Annotated in this window: 16 protein-coding genes; 7 read left to right on the forward strand and 9 right to left on the reverse strand. The window is 71.0% G+C overall.

The window, feature by feature from the left end; genetic code table 11:
- Positions 1–32: 32 nt before the first annotated feature.
- Positions 33–953 carry a class I SAM-dependent methyltransferase gene (locus tag NQZ70_RS35780; protein ID WP_129578234.1) on the forward strand — a complete coding sequence of 307 codons (921 nt, stop codon included), beginning with the start codon at positions 33–35 and terminating at the stop codon, positions 951–953.
- Between the two features lie 312 nt (positions 954–1,265).
- On the opposite strand, the gene NQZ70_RS35785 is transcribed toward NQZ70_RS35780, so the two are convergent.
- Together NQZ70_RS35785 and NQZ70_RS35790 are read right to left on the reverse strand one after the other, a co-directional pair.
- The gene (locus NQZ70_RS35785; protein WP_261344324.1) at positions 1,266–2,510 is read right to left on the reverse strand and encodes a hypothetical protein; all 1,245 of its coding nucleotides are present in this window, start codon (positions 2,508–2,510) and stop codon (positions 1,266–1,268) included.
- A gap of 380 nt (positions 2,511–2,890) precedes the next feature.
- Positions 2,891–3,562, reverse strand: coding sequence for a hypothetical protein (locus NQZ70_RS35790; protein WP_165373714.1), 672 nt, complete (start codon positions 3,560–3,562; stop codon positions 2,891–2,893).
- Positions 3,563–3,619: 57 nt separating this feature from the next.
- Here NQZ70_RS35790 and NQZ70_RS35795 point away from each other — a divergent pair, with 57 nt between their 5' ends.
- Positions 3,620–4,060: an erythromycin esterase family protein gene (locus NQZ70_RS35795; protein ID WP_237244338.1), complete on the forward strand. Its 441-nt coding sequence runs from the start codon at positions 3,620–3,622 to the stop codon at positions 4,058–4,060.
- 525 nt (positions 4,061–4,585) lie between these two features.
- On the opposite strand, the gene NQZ70_RS35800 is transcribed toward NQZ70_RS35795, so the two are convergent.
- A complete protein-coding gene (locus NQZ70_RS35800; RefSeq protein ID WP_129578236.1) occupies positions 4,586–4,903 on the reverse strand; it encodes a hypothetical protein in 318 nt (105 codons plus the stop codon).
- On the opposite strand from NQZ70_RS35800, the gene NQZ70_RS35805 reads away from it, so the two are divergent.
- Together NQZ70_RS35805 and NQZ70_RS35810 are read left to right on the forward strand one after the other, a co-directional pair.
- On the forward strand, positions 4,902–5,594 hold the full coding sequence (locus NQZ70_RS35805) for a hypothetical protein (RefSeq protein ID WP_129578237.1): 693 nt from the start codon (positions 4,902–4,904) through the stop codon (positions 5,592–5,594). The two genes, NQZ70_RS35800 and NQZ70_RS35805, sit on opposite strands and share 2 nt — an antisense overlap.
- A gap of 257 nt (positions 5,595–5,851) precedes the next feature.
- Complete coding sequence (locus tag NQZ70_RS35810; protein WP_129578238.1) at positions 5,852–6,541, forward strand: hypothetical protein; 690 nt, start codon at positions 5,852–5,854, stop codon at positions 6,539–6,541.
- 1,071 nt (positions 6,542–7,612) lie between these two features.
- Here NQZ70_RS35810 and NQZ70_RS35815 read toward each other — a convergent pair.
- From NQZ70_RS35815 to NQZ70_RS35825, 3 genes are all read right to left on the reverse strand, one after another.
- The gene (locus tag NQZ70_RS35815; RefSeq protein ID WP_272826337.1) at positions 7,613–8,995 is read right to left on the reverse strand and encodes an RHS repeat domain-containing protein; all 1,383 of its coding nucleotides are present in this window, start codon (positions 8,993–8,995) and stop codon (positions 7,613–7,615) included.
- Positions 8,996–9,263: 268 nt separating this feature from the next.
- Positions 9,264–9,701 carry a hypothetical protein gene (locus NQZ70_RS35820; protein WP_129578240.1) on the reverse strand — a complete coding sequence of 146 codons (438 nt, stop codon included), beginning with the start codon at positions 9,699–9,701 and terminating at the stop codon, positions 9,264–9,266.
- A gap of 6 nt (positions 9,702–9,707) precedes the next feature.
- Positions 9,708–16,088, reverse strand: coding sequence for an FG-GAP-like repeat-containing protein (locus NQZ70_RS35825; RefSeq protein ID WP_129578241.1), 6,381 nt, complete (start codon positions 16,086–16,088; stop codon positions 9,708–9,710).
- A gap of 820 nt (positions 16,089–16,908) precedes the next feature.
- Here NQZ70_RS35825 and NQZ70_RS35830 point away from each other — a divergent pair.
- The 3 genes from NQZ70_RS35830 to NQZ70_RS35840 all read left to right on the forward strand — a co-directional run bounded on the left by NQZ70_RS35830 (position 16,909) and on the right by NQZ70_RS35840 (position 21,122).
- Positions 16,909–19,620 carry a VWA domain-containing protein gene (locus NQZ70_RS35830; protein WP_129578242.1) on the forward strand — a complete coding sequence of 904 codons (2,712 nt, stop codon included), beginning with the start codon at positions 16,909–16,911 and terminating at the stop codon, positions 19,618–19,620.
- Between the two features lie 63 nt (positions 19,621–19,683).
- Positions 19,684–20,019, forward strand: coding sequence for a hypothetical protein (locus NQZ70_RS35835; RefSeq protein ID WP_129578243.1), 336 nt, complete (start codon positions 19,684–19,686; stop codon positions 20,017–20,019).
- 368 nt (positions 20,020–20,387) lie between these two features.
- The gene (locus tag NQZ70_RS35840; protein WP_129578244.1) at positions 20,388–21,122 is read left to right on the forward strand and encodes a high-affinity nickel-transport family protein; all 735 of its coding nucleotides are present in this window, start codon (positions 20,388–20,390) and stop codon (positions 21,120–21,122) included.
- 214 nt (positions 21,123–21,336) lie between these two features.
- On the opposite strand, the gene NQZ70_RS35845 is transcribed toward NQZ70_RS35840, so the two are convergent.
- The 3 genes from NQZ70_RS35845 to NQZ70_RS35855 are packed head-to-tail and all read right to left on the reverse strand — an operon-like array spanning position 21,337 to position 23,766.
- Complete coding sequence (locus tag NQZ70_RS35845; RefSeq protein ID WP_129578245.1) at positions 21,337–22,095, reverse strand: response regulator; 759 nt, start codon at positions 22,093–22,095, stop codon at positions 21,337–21,339.
- 13 nt (positions 22,096–22,108) lie between these two features.
- Positions 22,109–23,257: a sensor histidine kinase KdpD gene (locus tag NQZ70_RS35850; protein ID WP_129578246.1), complete on the reverse strand. Its 1,149-nt coding sequence runs from the start codon at positions 23,255–23,257 to the stop codon at positions 22,109–22,111.
- On the reverse strand, positions 23,245–23,766 hold the full coding sequence (locus tag NQZ70_RS35855) for a Rab family GTPase (RefSeq protein WP_129578247.1): 522 nt from the start codon (positions 23,764–23,766) through the stop codon (positions 23,245–23,247). Before NQZ70_RS35855 ends, NQZ70_RS35850 begins: the two co-directional genes overlap by 13 nt.
- Positions 23,767–23,769 lie beyond the last annotated feature (3 nt).

Here is a 23,769-nt window from a genome sequence, read left to right on the forward strand (position 1 = left end):
GATTCCTGGGTGACTTGCCGTCGTATCCTCGGGTGGATTTCAAGGTCGTGGCGGGCCAAAATACCGACGTCACCATCGTGGCGGAGCCGGCGCCAGCCCGCTTCCCTAGGACGGAAAAGGTCCACATGTCAGAACCCCTGATCCGCGACGTCTCCGACACCGCCCGCTGGGCCGCCTGGTGCCGCGGGACGGAGGGAGATCGCGCCGACGCGCTCTTCCACGACCCCCTGGCGCGGGTCCTGGCCGGCGAGCGCGGCGCCGCCATCGAAGCCACGATGGGCGGCTCCACCGTGGCCTCGCTGGTGACCCGCACGGTCTCCTTCGACCGGCTGCTGCTCGAGCGCCTCGCGGAAGGCGGCATCGACACGGTCCTGAACCTCGCCGCGGGCCTCGACACCCGCCCCTACCGCTTGGACCTGCCCGCGGCCCTGCGCTGGATCGAGGCCGACCTGCCGGGGCTGGTCGCCTACAAGGAGGAGGTCCTCGCGAGCGAACGGCCGAGGTGCCACGTCGAGCGCCACCCCGTCGATCTCTCCCAGCCCGACGCGCGCCGGGCCCTGCTGGCCCACGTCGGCGAGGCCTCGAACGGCGTCCTGGTGCTGACGGAGGCCCTGCTGCTGTACCTGGAGGCCGACGTCGTCGCGGAGCTGGCCCGCGACCTGGCCGCCGTCCCGGCGATCCGCACCTGGCTCACGGACTTGCTGCACCCTGCCCTCTTGCCGATCGTGCTGCAGCGCTGGCAGGGGCTGGGGGCGGACGCCGGGAGCCGACCCCGCTTCGCACCGGAAGGGGGGCCGGCCTGGTTCGAGCCGATGGGCTGGGCCCTGCGCCACCAGCTCTCCGCGCGGGAGGAAGGCGAGCGCCTGAACCGGCCGATCGGGCCGCCCCTGCCAGAAGCCCAGCGCGAGGCGGCCCGTTGGATGAACACCTACGTCCGGTTGGACCGGACCTAGTGGGACTGCTCCGTCTCCGTGGAGCCCGCCAGGGCGCCCGTGGAGCACTCACGGTTGGTGATCGCCGTCAGCACCTGGCCGCGTCGAGCACGCCCCGAGCGCTGCGCCGTTCGTCGCGGTACACGTCGCGAGGGCTTCGCCTCGTCGAGCACGCGCGCCGAGCGTCGGCCTGCTCCGTCGGGTGTACCTCGAGGACGTGTTGGCCTGCCCGTGTGGCGGGCGGCGGAGGCTCGTGGGGCGAATGACCGACGCCCGGGGATTACGCCGAATGAGGGCAAGGCCAGAATGGCTTTCATGCCCCCGAGGGCATCACTACTTCAGCACTGTATCCATATCCCAGTCAACCCACATGCCTTTCCATTCGCTGACCGGCTGCTGAACGCCATTGTCCAGGATCCCCACCACGTCCGTGTTTGCGCTGGCATTCCCTTCGAACGCTCGCTTGAACATCTCGCCTGCAAGGGCGGTTTGAGAGCCCGATGCGCCGCAGTGGTTCGCGCTGTACATCTGAAAGCCCATGCGCTCTGGAACGCCGAGCGCTTTCCACACCGGTTTTGCTGCCCATGCGGAGAGCGCTTCGCAGGTTCCACCCAGGTGACACCATGAGTTCCTGCCATTGGCATTCGTGAAGTGCACCAGATGCCGTGGAGCGATGGTCGCCAGGATCATATGCGTATCGAAGGGGAGGTTGTATACCTTCGAGGGGTCGTTCCGGAGCCAACGGGCCGCGCTGGTCACCCAGGGTCCGCAGATGCCGCTGTCTTCGAGGTTGTCGATGCTCTGCGGCTTGGCGTCCGAGCACTGCCAAACGGAACCACCTTCACCGTGCCTGAACCACTCTGCCTGACGCAGGTTGGCTACACCACCACCGCCAGATTCCACGATGACGACCACCGGGGCGCGACTGAAGACGCCCGCCAGGTAAGCGCCTTTTCCGCATCCGGAGCACCCCGATACCATCACCTTGGTGGGATCGTGTCCGCTGCCCGGGTTCTGTTCCAACACGTCCATCACCCGGTCGATCATCCATCCGTTGGCGATGTTGGTGTTGAGCTCGGACAGGCCGAAGAGGTTTCTAATTTTGCCTTCGAAGCCGCTCCCGAACGACAGCGTCTTGCTGCCTGACGGGAAAATCCCGCCCGACAGCTTGAGAGCGATGACGCTGCCGGACCCGCTGATGCTCGCCGAGAAGGTCTCTGTCTTTCCGCCTACCTTGGCGGTGATTGAAACGTTGCCCCCGGATACGGTTCCGGTCACTTCATCCGGTTCGGAGGGGACTGGACCGTAAAGGTACTTGGCCGCCATCGCCAGGATTTCCTTGCGGCGGCACTCCCACTGTTCTTTGGTGGTGACCTTCGTTCCGTTGAAGAAGGTGAACGGATCCGGGAGCTTCGGGTTTACCTCGGTCAGACCACTCGGTTCGGGCAAAGTGGGCAGGGTACACGTGAATTCGCCGCCGCCAGTCCCGCCGCTCCCGCCGGTCCCGCCGGTCCCGCCGGTCCCGCCGGTCGGGGAGCCGCCCGTGCCGGTTCCGCCCGTCGGAGCACCGCCGCCCATGCCGGCGACTCCGCTGGTCGTGGAAGCACCGCTGGTCGCGGAGCCTCCACTCGTGGTGACTCCCCCGCTCCCGCCCGATGTCCCGCCGCCTGTGCCCGAGCCGTCTCCCCCGGTACCGCCGGATCCTATATCTGAAGCGCAGCCAGGGAAGCTGAAGAGGGCGAGGACGGGAACCGCGAGAGCGATTAATTTGCGCGAGGCACGAGAACGGACAGGCATGCAGGCCTCCATGTTTCGATTGCAGTGGCGGAATGCGACACGCCGTGCATGGCACGTAGTAAGTGACACGCAATCGCCGTACTTATAGCAGACGGTAAAGAAGTCTATGTGTTTTCGCGTTGGTAACGCTGTTTTGTCACGTGTGCGAATTTGCGCTGTGACTATGCCAATGACAGGTAAACGAGAAGTTTCAGGGCGCAGCGCGATGCGTTCACCGTCAAGCCGAGGACCCGCTGCCGACACACCCACTGCGACCGGGTCGTCACCTTCGTACCCTCCATCATGGTGAAGGGATCGTGCAGCTCGTCATACGCCTTCAGCTCGCTGAAGGCGGGCATGTTGGGCACGGGACAGTCCGCGCCGGGGGTCTCGACCCCGACCAGCGTCGTGTCCCCGCCGCCCGTCGGTTTCGAGCCGCCGGCGCCCGTCGGGTCCGGGCCACGGACGCCCGCACCGCTCGTCGAGGGACCGCCCGTTCCCGAGGTCACGCCACTGATGTTACCGCCGCCGGTGCCGGCCACGGACCACGTGGTGCCAGCCGACGAAGAGCCGCTGGTCGGGCTGCCGGTGCTGGTGGTGTCATCCTCATCAACTGTGATGCCGCCATCGCTGGGGCCGCACGCGACGAACAGGGGGAGGAGGGCCGTTCGGGGGAGAGGTCTGGAGAAGGTTGGCCGAGACGACACCATCAGACGACCATTCCCAGCGGAGGGCGGTTCGATCACGCTTATCGCTGGGAATCGTACGACCGGAGCGGGCAGCGCTTGGTTGGGGTGCAAATGTTCAACCAGTTTGTAGTCGATGGGATCGATCCGGATCGTCTCCGGGAACACCTCGCGAAAGCTCGCGCCTGCGGGACATCCGAGGAAGCGACACTTTTACCCGACCTCGTGTCCGGGCTCCGCGCGCTGGCTCGGCCGCTGCGCTCCACGGCCGATCTCGACCCCTTGACCGAGCGCATCGGCGACGCGCGCTGCGCGCTCCTGGGCGAGGCGACGCACGGGACGCGCGAGCGCTACACGTGGCGCGCAGCGCTCTCCAGGCGGCAGATCGTCGAGGCCGGCGCCTCCTTCATCGCCGTCGAGGGCGACTGGCCCGATCGCTACCGCGTCAACCGCTATGTGAAGGGCTGCGCGGACGCGGGGAGCAGCGCCCGCGCGGTGCTGCGCGCCTTCGATCGCTGGCCGACCTGGATGTGGGCCAACGAGGAGGTCGCCGACGTGGGTATGGGGGTCCAAACGCCTTTGCGAAGGCAAGCGCCCACTCGCCCCAACGTTCGGTTGACATCATCGCACAACCACGATGTGTTCGTGCCATCCGGAACACCCTAGTCTTTAGCGGGTAAGCGTGTCCCGTTGGGCTCAGCGGTTACCGCTATACTGTACACGCCTCCGGAGTGGCAGGTGAGCGCCGGCGTTCGCGCGGGCGCGGCGCCCGTAAATAATGATTGACCCCCGTTCCTGCGACACCTCAACCTGGTCATCGAGATGTCGCAAGAACTCCTTGGAATTGTAAAATTCCCCCATCGGTGCGGAGGCCGCGCCAGCGCCCTCGGCGGGCTTCTCTGCCGTGTCGCTCGGCTGCTCGACCTCGACGGAGGGCGTGAGCGGCACGCCGGACGCCGGGGGCCCCGACGGCTCCGGGCGCCGGACGGAGCGAGCGACCGGCGCCCCCACGTGCCTCGTCGGCGCCTTGCTGGGAGCTGGAGGCCGGCGAAGGGGCTGCCGGCTCCTCACGCCGCGTGTGCCGTTCTGTAACCAGCCGTGCGGGGGCGGGGCCAGTGAGCCTCGCCGATCGCGGCGCGACCGACAGTCCAGCTTACCAAGACAAGGAAACGAGACCATGAAACGCGCTTATCACCTCTCCTTGCTCCCCCTCACCCTGGCGCTGCTCTCTCCCGCGCTCGGCTGCTCCGCCTCGGACACCGAATCCTCGAGCGACGGAGCGACCGGCGCGTCGTCGAGCTCCGGCGGCTCCGCGACCGCTGGCGGCGGCAGCACCACCGCGTCCACCGGCGGCGGCAGCACCACCGCGTCCACCGGCGGCGGCAGCACCACCGCGTCCACCGGCGGCGGCAGCACCACCGCGTCCACCGGCGGCGGCAGCACCACCGCGTCCACCGGCGGCGGGACGACCGAGAAGTTCAGCTTCTTCGTAACCAGCCTCGCCGCCATGCGGGAGCTGTCGGGCTCCCAGGACGGCTTCGGGGGCGATCTCCGCTTCGGGGAGACCGGCCCGGGCGCCGGCCTCCGCGGAGCGGACAAGATCTGCGCGACGATCGCCGAGAAGAGCCTGCCGGGCGCTGGGAGCAAGACGTGGCGCGCGTTCCTGAGCGCCGCGGCAGGCGAGGACGGCAAGCGGGTCGACGCGATCGATCGGATCGGCGAGGGGCCCTGGTACGACCGCATCGGCCGGCTGGTCGCCAACAACAAACAAGAGCTCTTGAACGAGCGCCCCTCCGGGGCCGACGAGGCGGTCGCCGACGATCTGCCGAACGAGGACGGCGTCCCCAACCACCAGCCCGATCCGAGCCTGCCCGAGGTGGACAACCACGACACGTTGACCGGGAGCAACGCGGAGGGGCGGCTCTATGGCGCGACGGCCACGTGCAGCGATTGGACGAGCGCCGCAGCGGACAGGAGCTCGAAACCGCGTCTCGGGCACTCGTGGCCGAGGAGCTTCGGCGGCGGCGGGGCCGGCGGCCCGGGCGGCATCAACATGGCCCACTGGATGTCGGCCCACGACGCGGCCGGGTGCACCCCGGGCGTCAACCTCGTGGACGCGGGGGGACCGCAGCAGGGCTCGACCAGCGTCGGCGCCGGCGGCGGTTACGGCGGGATCTACTGCTTTGCCCTGACGCCCTGACGTCGGCGCGCCCGCGGAGCTGCCCGCGCCCCAGGTTCGCGGCAAACGCGCTCGGTCGCGCAGCGCCGACCGACCCGAGGCGCCCCGACAACCGGCCACTGGGCGGTAGAAGGCACATTCGACGTCCTCGCCTATCCGACACAGAAAGGCTCACCGCGGCACACGCTCCCTCCTGCGACGCGACAAAACCACGCGTTCTTCGGGCTCGCCCAGCCTGGCCCGCCGTTTGCCGTCCGCGGGCTCGAGAGGTAACGCTCATGTCGAGATTCTTGGCGATGGTTTGCGCTTGTCTGCTGGCGTCCGCATGCGGCGACGACACGACGGGGGGGAGCCCGTCCGGCTCCACGAGCAGCTCCGCCAGCGGCGGCGGCCAGGGCGGGGACGGCGGCTCCGGCGGAGGGCCCGGCGGCAACGGTGGCAGCGGCGGCGGCGAGGTCGATTGCTCGGCGTTCGAGGACGATGAGCCGGGAACCCCGGTGACGATCAGGGTGACCAACCACCGAGCGACGTCCATCTATCACCTTGGCAACGAGTGCGTCGAGCGCTTCCGCATCGGTCCGGAGGGCGGGCGCCTCGGCACGGCGGATTACCCGTGGGTGTATATGACCTGCGAAGAGGTCCAGACGGAAGACGACTGGCCGCAAGACTGCTTGGGCGGGAGCACGTTCGAGATCGCCGCCGGAGAGAGCGCGACGTTCTCCTGGAGCGGTCTGCTATACGAGACCCAGCAGATGCCGATCGCCTGCGCGGCGCAGCCGGACAATCCATTCGCCGACGACTGCCCGCGCGCGGTCGCCGTGCAGCCCGGAGCGTTCAAGATCGCCCTCGAGCTCTTCGGCGCGGAAACGTGTGAAGACGAGGGCCTGTGCTCCCTCGGCGAGCCGTTCACCGTCGAGCAGAGCTTCACGTACCCGGACGACACGGCGGTCGAGCTCTCCGTCGACTGACGTCGCGACGTCGAGCGCGCGGCTCTCGCCGCCTGGCGCCGGCACCTTCCTTCGCCGTTCGCACCATCGTCGCCATCCTCAAGCATTTCGGGCTCCCGAGCGAGGCGCCTCCCATCGCGCGTGCGCGGAGCCCGAGCTGCGAAGCGGCGTGAGCGCCGCAGGCGAAGGGAGGGGCGGCGCGGGTCGTCGGTCGCGTGCTCTCTGAATCGCGCCCTTCGCGAGGGGTCTACGAGGTCAACCCGCACGTCAGAGCCCGACGGGACGCGCGGGCGCCTCCCCCCCTCGCCGGGTGAATCCTCTGAAACGGCAGCCCACATGCTCTCCGCCTCGGGCAGAAAGAACACCCCCTCCCACGTCCGCGGACGACCGCTGGGATCGTGCTGCGCATCGGCGGCGGCAGCGCGGGGGCGCGCGTGCTGCAGGTGGGCTGGAGCTGATCCGCCGGCGGCCCGGGCCTCAGCGGGCTCGCGCCGCGCCGCCCGCGGCGCGCTCCCGCCGAGCAACGCCCGCGGCGCGCTCCTGCCGAGCGACGCCCGCGCCGCGCTCCCATCGAGCAACGCCCGCCCCCCTCGCCGCCGGAACCTCCCCGCGGCGCCGCTGTCTGTCGCTGGCACGACGGACCGCCGGCCGGAGCGCCGAGCGCGTCGCCCGGAGGGCGCGGATCCACGCGCCTGCCGCCGGATTTCTGACGACATGAGCGCGCCGCTCCGCGCGGCGCACAGGGGAGATCCATGCCCAGCGCGAACGCATCGGACGCCGCGGGCGGCGCCGCCGCCATCACCGACGCAACCCCCACGGCCGCGTGCCCGCCCGACGCGGCGAGCCCCGGCGAGGCCGCGGGAGCCGCGGTGCGCTCCGTGGAGATCCTCGTCTCGTGGGGCACGACCGTCCTCTTCGTCCAGCACCTCGCGCCGCCCCGCGCCTTCGACGTCGGCGAGCGGCGCGACGACGGGCGCCCGTGCGATCTCTTCCTCCCCGAGCGCGTGCTCGGCGCGCGGCGCGCGCCCCTCCTCGACGTCGACCCCGCGGGGCGCGTCCGCTTCGTCCTGCTCGGCGCCGCGACCGGGACGCTCACCCTGGGCGGCGCGCCCCTGTCCGCCGCCGACGCGCGGGCGCGGCACGCCGGCGCGACGCGGCCGGACCTCCCCGGCGCGGTGCTCGTGCCCCTCCCCCCGCCCGCGGCCCCGCCCCCAGCCCCTCGCCGAAGCTGGCGCCCGCGGAGGCCGCCATCATCAGCCCGTCGGCGATCCTCCCCGGGTCGTTCTGGCTCAGCCCCTCCAGCACCCAGACCTCGCCCACGAGCGCCGGCACCGCCTTCAGCGCGAAGCTCGCCGCGTTCGCCGCCCCCACCTGCGTCGACGTCATCCCCACCGCCCCGCCGAACACCGACAGCTCCTCGATCGCCAGCAGCGCGTAGCCCCCCGACCACACCAGCAGCGCCGCGCCCGCGCCCAGCATCGCCCACTGCGTCACCCGGAACGTATCGCGCTGCAGCGCCTCGTGGTACAGCCGGTCCTGCCGCGCACGCTCGTTCAACAGCTGCACCAGCAAGCTCTCCTGGTGCGACCCGGCCCCCGCTCCCTGGAACCCGTCCACGTCCGACTTCACCACCTGCGGAGGCGGAGGCGGACCTAGGTCGTCGCGGTCGTCGGCGCTCCCGTCCCGGGAGTAAGGGTTCCCGTCGCCCCCATCTCCGCTGCCCCCCGAGATGATGGTCACTCCCCCGCCGCCATCACCCGGCGGCGTCCACGGCGCGCACGTCGTGCAGTCCGGCCCCGTCGGCTCGTACCCCGTCGGATCCACGAGGTTCATCGGGTCGTTCAGCACGTAGCTGTACCGGTTGTAGCTCTGCCCGAACAGCGGCGCCGACACCACCGGATCGGGCGTCAGCACCCGCTTCAGCTTCGGGTCGTAAATCCGCCCCTTCAGGTTGATCAGCCCGAGCTCGTCGTCGTGCTCGTGCCCCGTCAGCCCCAGCCGCAGCTCCGCCAGCAAGCCACCCAGCGGCGCTCCGTCGCGCTCGATCCGCCTCCCGAACGGCTCGTAATACGCATACGCCGACTTCGACGCGCTCCCGTCCGCCTCCGTCACCAGCGTCACGCTCCCCTGCGCGTCCTGATGCAGGTACTGCACACGCCGCGCCGCGCTCCCCGCCTCCACCACCACCTGCGCCACCATCAGCCCGTCGCTCCCCGGCACGAGGAACACGTGCTTCGTCCCCTCCTCCCCCTGCCGCCGCTCGTACAGGCCGCCCACCGTCACCGTCGTCCCCGCCGGGCCCACCTTCCGCACCCGCGCCCCCGCCGCGTCGTAGTCGAACCGCGTCACCCCCGCTGCCGTGGTGATCTCACGCGGCAGGTCGAAGCTCGTGTACCGGATCTCCCGCTCCGGGTCCCGCTCCAGACACCCGCGCGCGTCGTAATGGAAGCTGCCGTCGAGGTTGTACGACACCACGTGCGGGCGCGCATCCAAGAGGCGCGCCCGCGCGGGATCTTGAGCTCCCACACGAACCCTCCCGAATCCGAGAAAGCCCCGTCCCAGCAGGTCCGAGCGCGGATCCTCGTACAAGAAATTAATGCCACCTCAGCTTGCACATCGCCTGATGCACGAGATGCTTCCGCGCCACCGGAATGCCGCACCGGTGGCACCCCTGCCGATACGCGAACGCCGCCGATCCCGGCGGGTCCGTCTACTGCCGCGCGTACTCTCGTGCGGAGGTTTGTCACTCTGGGTAGAGTCGACGAATGAATGGATTGTGCTTCAACGTCGTATAACTAGACTCCAGCTCATCAATCACCTGCTTCAAAAACCGCTTCGCCGATACCCGAAGCTCGGCATGTGGTACGCAGACGAATGGAGCTCCGTAGGTCGTGCGAACCTCAACAATCTCTCCATTCAGCAAAAAATCGATTCGATGCTCCGACTCCGTAAACTCAAAGCTCTCACACACACCTGGCCGCAAAGCTTCAGAAATTCTGTGGAGGCATACCGCAAAATCGAGCACTGGAACCCATCCCCATCGCGTGCTCAAGTCAGATCCGTTTACCCGGAACACAATATCACCAAGAAACAGGTCGTAATGAAGATCGCTATCGTCCGCCTCCCGCAAATCAGCATTTTTCGGAGGCGCCTTCTCGATCGAATATCCCAGCGCAATCATATTACCTCAGTAGGGGAATGCTGTCTTAACAACTCCTCCCGGAGTTAGAACAACCCGCAGCCGCATCGCTGGGGCACCGGACACATCGGTACCGATTGGTCGCCCGAAGTTATACTCAACAATCTGACCGGGACGACCTCGTGTATTGGGCCTGCTAGCGCCATGCAGGACCGTTTCATTGATAAGTGAGCGAACCCTGCGAACGGATGTAGTGTCGAATTTTCCGGCGCCAGTTGCCCCGCTTGTTGGGAAGTGCCGTAGCGCAATATGCTCAATGCTTTCTTGAGTCATCGTTGCGGTTCGTGTCACGCCTGGTGACGTTCCCACTCCCACACCCGCGCGCGGCCCCGCCCCCAACCCGTCGCCGAAGCTGGCGCCCGCGGAGGCCGCCATCATCAGCCCGTCGGCGATCCTCCCCGGGTCGTTCTGGCTCAGCCCCTCCAGCACCCAGACCTCGCCCACGAGCGCCGGCACCGCCTTCAGCGCGAAGCTCGCCGCGTTCGCCGCCGCCACCTGCGTCGACGTCATCCCCACCGCCCCGCCGAACACCGACAGCTCCTCGATCGCCAGCAGCGCGTAGCCCCCCGACCACACCAGCAGCGCCGCGCCCGCGCCCAGCATCGCCCACTGCGTCACCCGGAACGTATCGCGCTGCAGCGCCTCGTGGTACAGCCGGTCCTGCCGCGCGCGCTCGTTCAACAGCTGCACCAGCAAGCTCTCCTGGTGCGACCCGGCCCCCGCTCCCTGGAACCCGTCCACGTCCGACTTCACCACCTGCGGAGGCGAAGGCGGACCTAGGTCGTCGCGGTCGTCGGCGCTCCCATCCCGGGAGTAAGGGTTCCCGTCGCCCCCATCTCCGCTGCCCCCCGAGATGATGGTCACTCCCCCGCCGCCATCACCCGGCGGCGTCCACGGCGCGCACGTCGTGCAGTCCGGCCCCGTCGGCTCGTACCCCGTCGGATCCACGAGGTTCATCGGGTCGTTCAGCACGTAGCTGTACCGGTTGTAGCTCTGCCCGAACAGCGGCGCCGACACCACCGGATCGGGCGTCAGCACCCGCTTCAGCTTCGGGTCGTAAATCCGCCCCTTCAGGTTGATCAGCCCGAGCTCGTCGTCGTGCTCGTGCCCCGTCAGCCCCAGCCGCAGCTCCGCCAGCAAGCCACCCAGCGGCGCTCCGTCGCGCTCGATCCGCCTCCCGAACGGCTCGTAATACGCATACGCCGACTTCGACGCGCTCCCGTCCGCCTCCGTCACCAGCGTCACGCTCCCCTGCGCGTCCTGATGCAGGTACTGCACACGCCGCGCCGCGCTCCCCGCCTCCACCACCACCTGCGCCACCATCAGCCCGTCGCTCCCCGGCACGAGGAACACGTGCTTCGTCCCCTCCTCCCCCTGCCGCCGCTCGTACAGGCCGCCCACCGTCACCGTCGTCCCCGCCGGGCCCACCTTCCGCACCCGCGCCCCCGCCGCGTCGTAGTCGAACCGCGTCACCCCCGCTGCCGTGGTGATCTCACGCGGCAGGTCGAAGCTCGTGTACCGGATCTCCCGCTCCGGGTCCCGCTCCAGACGCCCGCGCGCATCGTAATGGAAGCTGCCGTCGAGGTTGTACGACACCACGTGCGGGCGCGCATCCAGATACTCGTTCTTCTCTCGCTCCTTCCCGTCGACCAGCACCCGCGTCAGGTTCCCCAGACGGTCGTACAGGTACTCCGTCTCCTGCTCCACGCCGCCGGCCTTCAAGCTCCACGCGCGCAGCCGGTGCAGCGTGTCATACGCATAGCTCTCGCTCCGATCTCCCCCCGGCTCGAAACGGTGCTTCACCCGGCCATCGGAGTAGTACGCATACTTGAGCGATGACAGCACGAGCCCGTCGATCCGCTGCTCCACCGACACCAGCCGGCCCGTGACAGGATCATGCCACCGCGTCAGCATCACGCCGCTGCCGTACTCGGCCTCGAGCAGCGCACCGTCCTCGTTGCGCGCGTTCACCGTCCACAGCGGCGCCCCCGCCGACGCAGGATCCGACGTCACGTCCGCGATCCGCTCGAGATAGCCCCGGCTGTCGTACGTGTGCTTCACCGTGAACCGCGGCGCCTTCGGCACCTCGGGGTACGCCACGGTCTCCACCCGGCCCTGCGCATCATAGGTCGTGCGCACCTCGAACGGCTCGCCGTCGACCCTCCACGTCAACGACTCCAGCCGCCCTTGCTTGTCATAGTCGTAGCTCGTCGTGGTCCCATCCGGGCTCGCCGTGGCCGCGAGTCGCCCCACCCCGTGCGCCGCCGTGTCCCACGCGTAGTCCGTCTCCCCATCGCCGTCCACGAACCGCTCGATCCGGCCGATCACGTCGTGCTCGTAATTCGTGACCTCACCGCCGTCCACCTTCTGGTAGAGGTCGCCGAGGCCGTTGTACGAGAACCGCGTCGTGCCCCTGTCCGGGTCCTCGATCCGCGTGCGCCGCCCCCGCACGTCGTACTCGATCACCGTCGCGTTGCCCTCCGGATCGACGACGCGCTCGATCTGATCGAACGGGCCGTACCCGTAGCGCGTCGTCAGCGGCCGCGACAGGTGAGGGTCGAACCGGTCGGGCTCCGTCGACAGCTTCTTATAGCCCAGGTACGAGGTGCTCTGCACGACGCGGCCGTCGAGGTCCCGCACCAGCTTCGTCAGGCTGCCCCGCGGGTCCGACGCCACCGTCTCGAAGAACGAGTGCGTGTAGCGCGTCGTCGCGCCGTCGGGGCCCACCACCCTCAGCAGCCGCCCGAGGCTGTCGTAGACCTGCTTGGTCCGCGGCGCCTCGTCCAGCTGGCGCGCCGGACGGCTCTGCGCGATCACGCGGCCGAACGCATCGTACGTCGTCTCGCTCGTCACCGTGCTGCCGTCGTGGCCGACGTGGCCGGCGCGCCACGGCCTGCCGGACACGTCGAGCTCGACGAACCCGCTCGCCCCGCCGCCGTCCGACGCGCGCACCGTCACCCCGTCCCACCGCTGCTCGTAGCTCAACGCCTGCTCGCCGGCGCCGCCCGACCGCCGGCTCACCAGCCGGCCGAGATCGTCGTGAACACGGCTCGTCTGCACGCCGTTCGCGTCCATCTCCGCCATCACCACGCCATACCCGGCGTGCACCGCGAACCACTGCGCGTGCCCGAGGTCGTTCCAGATCACGCTCGGCGCCGTGTGCCCCGGCGTCCCGCCGTACCCGACGTGGATGCGCCGCGCCGGCACCCCCGGCGCCGTCTGCGTCACGCGCCGCAACAGCCCCTCGGCGTCATACTCATAGTGCACCGCCGCCGCCACGCTCGGCTCGGAACCCGGCAGATCCAGCGGCTCGACCACCGCGCGCTCGATCCTCCCCTCGCCGGTGAACTCGAACCTGGCGCGCCGCTCCGTCGAGGCCGTCCCCCCGGCCGTCGTCGACGTCACCTTCTCCCACGCCGGCAGCGACAGCAGCCACGGCTCCAGCCGGTGCTCGTACCCCCTCTCCACCACCGTCCGCGTCCCGCCCACCGTCTCGGTCGCCTCGCGCTCCAAGCTACCCCAGTCGTCGAAACGGGTCGAGCCGAACCGCGTCCGCAGCGCCGCCTGCACCGGCCCGTCGATCTCCGCGATGTGGGCGCCGCCGTCCGGCCCCCAGTCGATCGCCACCTCCTCTTCCCACGCCTCGCTCATCCAGTCCCGGGGAAACACCGCATGGGTCGCGCCGCCGTTCAGCGCGCGCGCCTCGTACTGCATCGTCCTGCGCTCGATCCGCGCCACCGCCTTGCTCGGCTGGTCCGTCGGTCCATCGGAGTCGTTCTCGAGCAACGGTGTCGCCACCGTCACCGTCGCCGGACGGCCGGCGAACGGATACCGCGTGCCGATGCGCGTCCCATGGTCGAACGTCGTCACCGTCTCGCGCGGGATCTTCGGCTCCCACACGCGGACCTTCCCGAAGCCGAGGAAGCCCCGCCCCAAGAGGTCCGAGCGCGGATCCTCGTACGAGAAATATCGCGACCTCAGCGCGCCCATCCCCGGGTGCACGAGGTGCTTCCGTACCACCGGGATGCCGCGCCGGTGGCACACCTGCGGATACGCGCACGCCGCAGACTCCGGCGTGTCCGTCCATTGCCGCGCGTACTCGATCTCCTCCCGGCGCGTGCCGCCCTCGTCCAGGATCTCATCGACCACGTCGATGACCGTGCTCTGCTGCACGAGCACGCGCAGGCTCCCGACCTTCGTGCCCGAGGAGCACGCGGACGTCGGCCCCTCGGTGGCGCTCGAGCAGCGCTCGGCGAGGTACATCAAGTCGAGCAGCCCGTCGCCGTCGAAATCGCCGCGCCGCAGGGCGGTGATCCGCGCCGACGGGGCCGCGACCGTCGTGGTCCTCCACCCCTGGTCCCAAGTTTGCGAATAGGCCGCGAGCAGCCGCTGAATCTCGACTCGCGGCGGATCGTCGGCAACGACGATGAAGTCGTCACGACCATCCGCATCGACATCAGCCACCTGGAGCGTGCCGGGATACCTGGCCGCCCCGTACCCGAAGGGCTCCTCGCGCTCGACGAATCCCTTTCCCGAGTTCCACGCCAGGTCGACAGCGGTGGTTCCCCCCGCGATGTGCTCGAGCAACACACGGTCACGAAGACCATCCCCGTTCATGTCCCCCATGTGCGAGTCGAAGACCGTGTAGTTGCCCGCCATGGGAATCTCGACGGCGCTGAAGCCGCCAGCGTCATCCCGATAATATGCCTCCGAAGCGCCCTTCAGCCACAGACCCGCGCGACCGTCGCCCTGCACGTCGAGCGCGACGGACGCGAACTCGAGCGCATCGACCGTGACGGGGATCCCCGTCTCGTCCACGGAGTCGAAGTCGCCGCTCGGCAGGTTGCGCCGCACCAGGAACCTCGGCTCGTAGAACCCATCCACCACGTTATCGAGCAGCTTCACCAGGTCGGCGAGCCCGTCGCCGTCCACGTCGGCGAAGTGGAAGGGCTCCACGCCGGCAGCGGTCGAGCCGAGATCGGGCGACATCGGCACCGCGGTCCCGGTCGGCGCGAACCCGCTGCCCGTCCAGGCGTACATCTCGAACTGCTCCGCGCGGCGGTTCCAGGTGAAGAGCTCGCTCCGGCCGTCCCCGCCCGCATCCACCGCCTTCGCGTGCTTCAGCGTCGCGCCTTCGAAGGCCGGCGAGCTCCCGGTCTCTCCGGCGAGCGCCACCTTCGCGCCCAGCGGCTCGCCCGAGGGCAGGCTGCGCAAGAGCAGGTACGGCGCCGCGGGGTCGGCGGTCTCGAGCAGCACCTCGTCCTTGCCGTCGCCGTCCACGTCCAGCACGAGCGGGTGCTCTGCGCCGGTGAACCACGGGTGCTCGTCGAGCGGGACCTCCTTGAACCAGTCGCCGTAGCGGGACGACCACTTGAACTGCCGCGCGACAAAGCAGCCGCCGAGCCCACCGCAACGCTTCACCTCCACGAGCCGCGGGCGCGCCGTGTCCGCGCTCTCCTCGGGGCCGTCCTCGTAGGCGAGATCGTAACGCCATAGCAGCCCTTGAGCGCTCGGGTTCGGCCCATGGACCTCGATCCATCGCAGGACCCGGCTTCGCCTTCGAGGCACGCCGGCCGTGTAGAGCGTCCCCGTGCCGTACCGGCCCATGCCGTAGCCGAAATCGATCCGATGGCCCAGGTACTCGATCCTGTCGATCAGGTGCTCGGCCTCGTCCTCCTTCGCTTCATCTCCCGCGAAATCCGCATAGATATAGGAGACCGTGTTGCCGTAGCGGTCTTGCTCCTTCGTCATCCGGAAGTCGAGCGGCCCGACCCGCTCGTAGTCGCGGATGCGCCCGTCCTTCAGCCACGCCCGGAAGCGCTCCGGCTGCGGGGTGCCGTAAGAGATCACCCGGGTGAAGCTCTCTTCCTCGGTACGGTACTCGGTGCCATCCGCCCCGTACGCGCCGTTCACGCCCACGAGCCGCTGGCCGTCCAGGCAGAAGACGTCGGTCGCGTCATTGTCGATCCCGTCGACCACCCCGTCGACGGCGATCGTCTTGTGGCAGCGCAGGATCGACGAGAGGCCGCTCAGCGAGAACCCGACGCCCAGCAAGCCGTCGCCGGCGCGGCTCGAGTACGTGATGGCGAGGCGCGGCTCGATGCCACGCCCGGGCGGCACGTCGATCGGCAGCCGGTAGGTATACGCGCCGTCCGGCGTCACCTCCCCCGACCCGGGCAGGTAGCCTGCGTCCGCGCCGGCGACGATCGGTGTCTCGGGCAGCTTGAACGCCGCCGGCTGCTCGGGAGGTGCCTCCTGGTTGAAGGCCTGCCGGACCGCGTCGAGCTGGGGCACGCGGTCGCCGGCGCACGACAGCATCGCCAGCAACGCGAGCAGGGCGAGCTGCGCCCACGCACAGAAAGGCTTCATCAGGATCTCCGTGCCCTCTGTCCTGGGTTGGCGACCTCACACCCGGTCGCGCGGCCGCGCTCTGCACGCGCGGGGCCAGCGCGGGCGCAAGGAGGGCTCAAGCCCCTGGAAAGCGGAGCTCCCAGCGTTCATCGCGGCGAGCGAGGCGATGATGGCCCGGGCACGCTGCTCCTCGCTGGACCATGACCGCAACCTGTTGCGGCAGGACGCAAGAGATTGCACGTTGCGCGCAACCTGGCGATATGGGGCTCGGCTCGTACAGGTGAGGGTCGCCCCGCCTGCACTCCTGAGGGGTCCAGACTGCACTCTCCAGGGGTCCAAACTGCAACTCCGGAGGGGTCCAGACTGCACTCCGGAGGGGTCCAGACTGCAACTCCGGAGGGGTCCAGACTGCACTCCAGAGGGGTCCAGACTGCACTCCCCAGCGGTCCCAACTGCACTCCGGAGGGATCCGAGCTGCATGCCAGAGGCATTCGGGCCACAGCCCGGAACGACCCGGATCACAGCCCGGGGGCGTTCCCACTGCACTCCGTACCCGTCCGGAGACAACCGCTGGGATCGCTCGCCCGCGCCTCGGAGCGCTCCCGCCACGCCGCCCGCGCCGCGCTCCCGCCGAGCAACGCCCGCGGCGCGCTCCCGCCGAGCAACGCCCGCCCCCTCGCCTCCGGAACCTCCCCGCGGCGCCGCTGTCTGTCGCTGGCACGACGGACCGCCGGCCGGAGCGCCGAGCGCGTCGCCCGGAGGGCGCGGATCCACGCGCCTGCCGCCGGATTCCTGACGACATGAGCGCGCCGCTCCGCGCGGCGCACAGGGGAGATCCATGCCCAGCGCGAACGCATCGGACGCCGCGGGCGGCGCCGCCGCCATCACCGACGCAACCCCCACGGCCGCGTGCCCGCCCGACGCGGCGAGCCCCGGCGAGGCCGCGGGAGCCGCGGTGCGCTCCGTGGAGATCCTCGTCTCGTGGGGCACGACCGTCCTCTTCGTCCAGCACCTCGCGCCGCCCCGCGCCTTCGACGTCGGCGAGCGGCGCGACGACGGGCGCCCGTGCGATCTCTTCCTCCCCGAGCGCGTGCTCGGCGCGCGGCGCGCGCCCCTCCTCGACGTCGACCCCGCGGGGCGCGTCCGCTTCGTCCTGCTCGGCGCCGCGACCGGGACGCTCGCCCTGGGCGGCGCGCCCCTGTCCGCCGCCGACGCGCGGGCGCGGCACGCCGACGCGACGCGGCCGGACCTCCCCGGCGCGGTGCTCGTGCCCCTCCCCGCGCTCGCCCGCGTGGACGTCGAGATCGCGGGCGTGCGGATCCAGGTCGCCGCCGACGCCGCCGCGGGCGAGCGCGCGCGCCGGTCGCTCGTGAGCCGGAAGAGCCTCGCCCTCCACGCCGCCTCCGCGGCGCTGCACCTCGGCCTGCTCGGCGCGCTCGCGCGGTGGGCTCCGCCCCCCGAAGGCCCGTCCTCCGACATGAGCGAAGGCCGGATCGCGCTCATGCGGCAGTACCTCGCGTCCGCGGACGAGCGCGAGCTGCGCGCGTCGCTCGAGCAGGAGGCCGCGCCGAACGCGGACGCGAAGGAGGGCGGGACGGGAACGAGGGCGAAGGGCGAGGAGGGATCCATGGGCGGCGCGCCCGCGCGCGCCATGGCGACCGGGAACCGGTGGGGGGTGGCCGGCCCGAGCGATCGCCCCGCGCCGCACGCGACGCCGCAGGAGGCGCTGCGCGACGCCGCCGAGTTCGGGATGATCGGCCTGCTCAACGCCGGGGCCGGCGGCCAGCCGAGCGCGCCGCCGTCGGCGCGGGGCCAGCTCTGGGGCGATCCCATCGCGCCCGCGGGCGCGGGCGGCGCCGGCCTCCCGCTCGCCGGCCTGGGGTACGATGGCGCCGGAGAGGGGCTGGGGCTCGGCTCCATCGGGACGATCGGGCACGGCGCGGGCGCCGGGTCGGGCCAGGGGTTCGGCAGCGGCCACGGGCGCGCCGGCGCCGCGCCGCCGGCGTCGCCGCAGGGCGCGGCCGCGTACGCCCCGGAGGCCGAGGTCCCCCTCGATCCGAACGGCCGCTTCGCCACCACGTACCGGCCCGGGGGCGGCCACCTCGCCGCCTTCGAGGCCGCCCTCGCGCGCGGCGTCGTGCCCGAGGCGGAGCGCGAGCTCGTCAGCGACGTCGGCGCCCGCTACGCCCCGGAGGTCCCGCTCGGCCCCGGCAAGGCGCTCGGCCTGCGCGCCGACCTGGAGCGCGCCGCGCTCGCGCCGGGCGGCGGCGCCGTCCACCTGCGCCTCGCGCTCCGCTCCTCCGCCGCCGCCGCGGCGGCGCGGCCGCACCTCTCGGTGCACCTCGTGCTCGACACGAGCGGCTCGATGGCCGGCGCGCCGATCGAGAGCGCCCGCCGCGCGGCGCAGGCGCTCGTCGACCGCCTCGCGCCCACCGACGACTTCTCGCTCACCACCTTCTCGACCGACGCCTCGGTGGAGATCGAGGACGGCCCGGTCGGCCCGCGCCGCGAGGCGATCCGCCGGGCCATCGAGGGGATCCGCGAGGGCGGCGGCACGAACATCGGCGCGGGGCTCGCGCTGGGCTACGCGCAGGCGAACCGGCCCGGCATCCCCGAGGACGCCGTGCGCGTGGTGCTGCTCGTCTCCGACGGCCGCGCGACCAGCGGCCTCACGCACAGCGAGCGGCTCGCGCGGCTCGCCCTCGACGCGTTCCAGCTCGGCGTCCAGACGAGCGCGCTCGGGCTCGGCGACGACTACGACGGCCAGCTCATGAGCGCGATCGCGAGCGACGGGGCCGGCGGCTACTACTACCTGCGGCACCCCGAGCAGATCGCGCCCGCGCTCTCGACCGAGCTCGACAAGCGCCTCGACCCGGTGGCGACCGCGGTCGAGGTGCGCGTGCGCCTGAAGCGCGGCGTCGACCTGCTCCGCGTCTACGGCTCGCGCCGGCTGAACGACGCCGAGGCCTCCCGCGTCCGCGCCCAGGAGATCGCGGCCGACATCGCCGCCCTGTCGCGCGACCGGATCGCGGTCGACCGGCGCGAAGACGCCGAGGGCGGCCTGCGCTTCTTCATGCCGATGTTCGCCCGCGATGACCGCCACGCCCTCCTGCTCAAGCTGAGCGCCGAGCCCGGCACGGGCAAGCGCACCCTGGCGACGGTCGAGCTCAAGTACAAGGACCGGCTCTCCAGGAAGAACGTGATCGAGGAGATCCCGATCGAGGTGCGCTATGCCGACAGCGACGCGGCGAGCGCGGCGTCCGTCGACGCGTCGATGACGCGGACTCTTCAGGGCTTCGCCGCGGGCGAGTCGCTGGCCGAGGCCGCCGCCCGCGTCGGGCGAGGCGACCCGAGCGGCGCGGCCGCGCTGCTCGCCGAGCGCGAGGGCATCCTGCGCGAGGCGGCGGCCCGGCTCGACGAGCCGCTGTTTCTGGAGGACGCTGCGCGCCTCGCGCGCCTCCGCGCGCACATGGGCGCAGAGCACGGCCTCGGCGATCCGCTCGTGCTCGCGATGTTGCTGGAGACGGCGGGCCGATCCCACCTGCGCTGAGGCGTGCGATCGCAGCGCGCGCACGGGCGGAGGCGTCGCCCAGGTGGTAGGCTGAGCGCGGCCATGACAGAGAGAGTCTCATCGACCGGTCGCGCTGCGCTGCGAGAGTCGCTGCTCCAGTTCTCCGCCTTCGCCGACGCGCTCGAATCCCGTGCCATGCGCGAGGCCATCGACGCCTGCATCACCGTCCTGGACGCTCCCGGTCCGCTCGACAAGCGCGCCCTGGCCCCCTGGCTCAAGGTCGTCCACGAGCGTGCAGCCGAGGTCTTTCGGCGGGGCATCCGGGAGACCACGGGGGTGCTGCGCGAGCAGATGAGGCACGGCCTCAAGCAAGCCGAAGAGGACGCGGTCTGGATGCAACAGGCCATCGACGCGCTGAGCCGAGAGCACGCCAACTGACATGAGAAGACAGGAGGAGACGACGTCGGTGGTCCCGTGGCCCGGGCGTTCGTACAAGGGATCTGGATTCCTCGAACCCCGCTGAAAGCGACGCTCTGTGGGACGAGGGTTGTGAGGACTGCGAATCGTCGAGCACGCCTCGAGGCTGCGCTGATCGGGTGTCACCGCAGCGTCGCGACACGATCGACGAGCCTGCTTTCTCGAGTCGAGTCGAGAGGACATTCTTCACCAGGTTTGCCCGCGAAGCGCTGCCGGCCGGACAGGGCCGAGCCGAGCCATCGGTCGCGGCGCGCGGGGCCGGGGCACCGCAGGGAGCCCGTCGCACGCCGCCGTGGCACGGGGAGCGCGGTCCGTGCTACGAAGCGGGCATGATCGCCTCGGCGTTTCCGCTGCTGCTCCTCGGCTTCTCCCTCGGCGTGCGCCATGCGACCGACGCGGACCACGTGATCGCGGTGGCGACGATCGTGAGCCGCGTCCGGAGCCTCGGGGTGGCGCTGCTGATCGGCGCGATGTGGGGGCTGGGCCACACCGTCACGCTGATGCTCATCGGCGGCGGCATCCTCCTGTTCGGGCTGGTGGTGCCGCCGCACGTCGGCCTGGCCATGGAGCTCACGGTCGCGCTGATGCTGATCGGCCTCGGCGCGTACCACCTCGTGCGGATCTACCGGGCGGTCCGGCGGGGCGAGCCGCAGGCGCAGGCGGCGGAGCACCACGACGGCCACCGCCACGGCGTCGGCTGGGCGGACCGCGTGTTCGGCGGGTCGCGCCTCTACGTGAGCCTCCGGCCGCTGCTCATCGGCGTGGTGCACGGGGTGGCCGGCTCCGCGGCGGTCGCGCTCCTCGTGCTGACCACGGTGCACGATCCGCGGTGGGGGCTCGGGTACATCGCGCTGTTCGGCGCGGGCACGATCGCCGGGATGATGCTGATCACCGGGATGCTGGCGGTGCCGTTCGCGTACACGAGCGCGCGCTTCGGCGGGATGCACCGCGCGCTCGGCGCGGCCGCGGGCCTGCTCAGCGTGGGCTTCGGCCTGTTCCTCGCCTACGACATCAGCGTCGGGTCCGGGCTGTTCACGGCGAACCCGCAGTGGACGCCCGGCTGACGGCGCCCGGCGCCGGCCGACACGCACCATCGCCGCGCTGACCGCCTGTCTCGCGGCGCGGAACCGCATCCAAAATGAATGCTTGGGCGGCAACCCCGACCCGCGACACGCGGAGTCCATCGCGCAGGTGACGAGCGGACTGACCGCCTGTCTCGCCCTCCAGGCGGTGAATTGCGCGCCGGACCATCCGATGGCGGATCTGTAAATCAGACCATCAGCGGCTCACGGCCGGCCACGCGCGCTCGGGCTCGCGCGGCGGCGCCGGCGCGAGGTGCGCGTCGATCTGGGTCATGAGCCAGTCCAGGAACTCGTCCTTCAGGATCGTCTGCGCCACGTGCAGATCGGTCCAGACGGGCGCGCGCGCCGCCGCCCGGTCGCTCGTCTGCACCACCACAGGGATCGTGCAGAACCTCGCGTCCTCGCGCATCGCGCGGATGAGCTCCACCCCGTTCATGACGGGCATGTGCACGTCGACGATGGCCAGCGCCACGGGCTCGCGCGAGAGCAGCTCGAGCGCGGCGCGCCCGTTCTCGGCCTCGATCACGGTGAAGCGCGGAGCGAGGATCAGCCGGTAACACTCCCGGATGTCCGCGTCGTCGTCCACGACGAGGAGGGTGACCCCCTCGACGGCGCCGAGCACGCGCTCGACCGCGGCGCGGAGCTCCGCCGCGGTGACGGGCTTCCGCACATAGCCGGCGACCCCCCGCAGGATCGCCTCCGCCGGCTTGTTCACGATCGAGACGAGCATCACGGGCACCCGCTCGCGCGACTGCACCAGCCGGTTGAAGGCGAAGCCGTCCATCTCGGGCATCAGGAAGTCGGCGAGGATGAGGTCCGGCGTCCAGGTGCGGAGGAGCTCCAGCGCCGCGCTCCCGCCGCGCACCGTCTGGACGTCGTAGGCCGCGCCCTCCAGCGCCTCGGCCATCCACGCGAGCGTCCCCGAATCGTCGTCGACCAGCAAGAGCTTGGCCATGGCATCACTCCCTTTACGTCTCTCCCGGGGCCCCTCTGCCCCCCGCCGCGCCGACGCGCCGCAGCCGGAGCCAGAACCTCGCCCCTCCTTCCGGCCGCGCCTCGTACCCGATCGCCCCGCCCCACCGCTCCGCCGCGATCCGCGCGCCGTAGAGCCCGAGGCCGCTGCCCGCCTCCGGATCGCGGCCGTGCGCGAACTTCTGGAACAGGTGCGGCGCGATGGCGGGCGAGACGCCCGGCCCCTCGTCCTCGACCGTCACGCGCGCCCACCCGGGCTCGTCGCCCACGAGGACCCGCACCGCCCCGCGCGCGGGCGTGAAGCGGAGCGCGTTCTCGACGAGGTTGGAGACCACGCGCGAAAGCCGGCGCTCCTCGCCGACGACGCGGCACGGCGGTCCCCCGCCGGTCTCCGGAGGCCCTTCCAGGCGAACGCCGCGGCTGCGCGCCATGGGCAGCAGCGCCTCGACGACCTGCGCGACGGCCCCGCGCAGATCCGCCACCTCGGCGGGATCGCCGCCCGGAGCGTCGAGCGCGGCCCCCTCGGCCGCGAAGGTGTCGAGGATCTCCCGGATGAGCTCGCGCTGCCGCAGGGCGGCCTTCAGCGCGACCTCGGCGAGCGCGCCGCACCTCTCCGGGAGCGGCTGCTCCCGCAGCAGCGACAGGACGCCGAGGAGGCTGTTCAGCGGGCCGGAGAGGTCGTGAACGATGCAGTGGACGAGGACGTCCTTCCGCTCGATCTCGCGCGACAGCGCCTCGTGCACGAGGCGCAGCTCCCGCGCCCGCTGGAGGACGCGGCGGCGTTCGTGGAACAGCGCGTCGTTCCGGGTGATCACGAGCAGCCGCGACGGGCCCACGCGGAGCGCCGTGGCCTCGAGGTGCAGCGCCTCGTCGTCCTCGGTCATCTGCGTCCAGCCGTCGGATTGCACGCTCGGCGCTCCGTCCGCGGACCACGCCCGCTCCGCCTCGGGGAGGAACACCTCCAAAAACGGCAGCGCGCGGTCGATCCGGAGCGGCGTATCGCGCCACGGCGGCGCGATCCCGAGCCGCAGGAACCACGGCGGCGGCTCGCCGCGGACGACGAAGGCGCCGTCGTGCAGGCGCTCGAGCACGAGCTTGTCCAGCGCCGAGAGGAGCCGGGTGTCCACGTCCATCAGCCCCGCCACACGGGCGCCTCCTTCGCCAGCATCGCGCGCGCGAGCGCGCCGAACGCGCCCTCGACCCCGGCGCCGGTCTTGGCGCTCGTCCTCGCGACCCAGAGGCCCGCCCTCCTCAGCCTGGCCTCGGCGGCCTCGTCGATCTCCCACGCCGCCGTGAGATCGGCCTTGTTCAGGACGGCGACCGACGGGAGCTCCCCGGCGATCGCCCGCGCGTCGGCGTGGAGGCGGAGCCCCGTCTCCACGGTGAGGCGCCGCGTGCCGTCGATGACGAGGAGCAAGCCCGCGGAGCCGCGCACATACGATATCTGGACGTCCTGGAACTCGTCCTCTCCGCTCAGGTCCCAGAGGATGAGATCGAGCTCGCGATCATCGCACCTCACGCGGCGCGTCTCGATCGTCACGCCGATGGTCGTCCGGTAAGCCTCGGAGAAGATGCTGCGCACGAAGCGGGCGACGAGGCTTGTCTTGCCGACCCCCGTGGCGCCCAGCACGCAGACCTTGCGTTTCTCCCCCATGAC

This window comes from Sorangium sp. So ce836, assembly GCF_028553905.1.
GTDB lineage: Bacteria > Myxococcota_A > Polyangia > Polyangiales > Polyangiaceae > Sorangium > Sorangium cellulosum_D.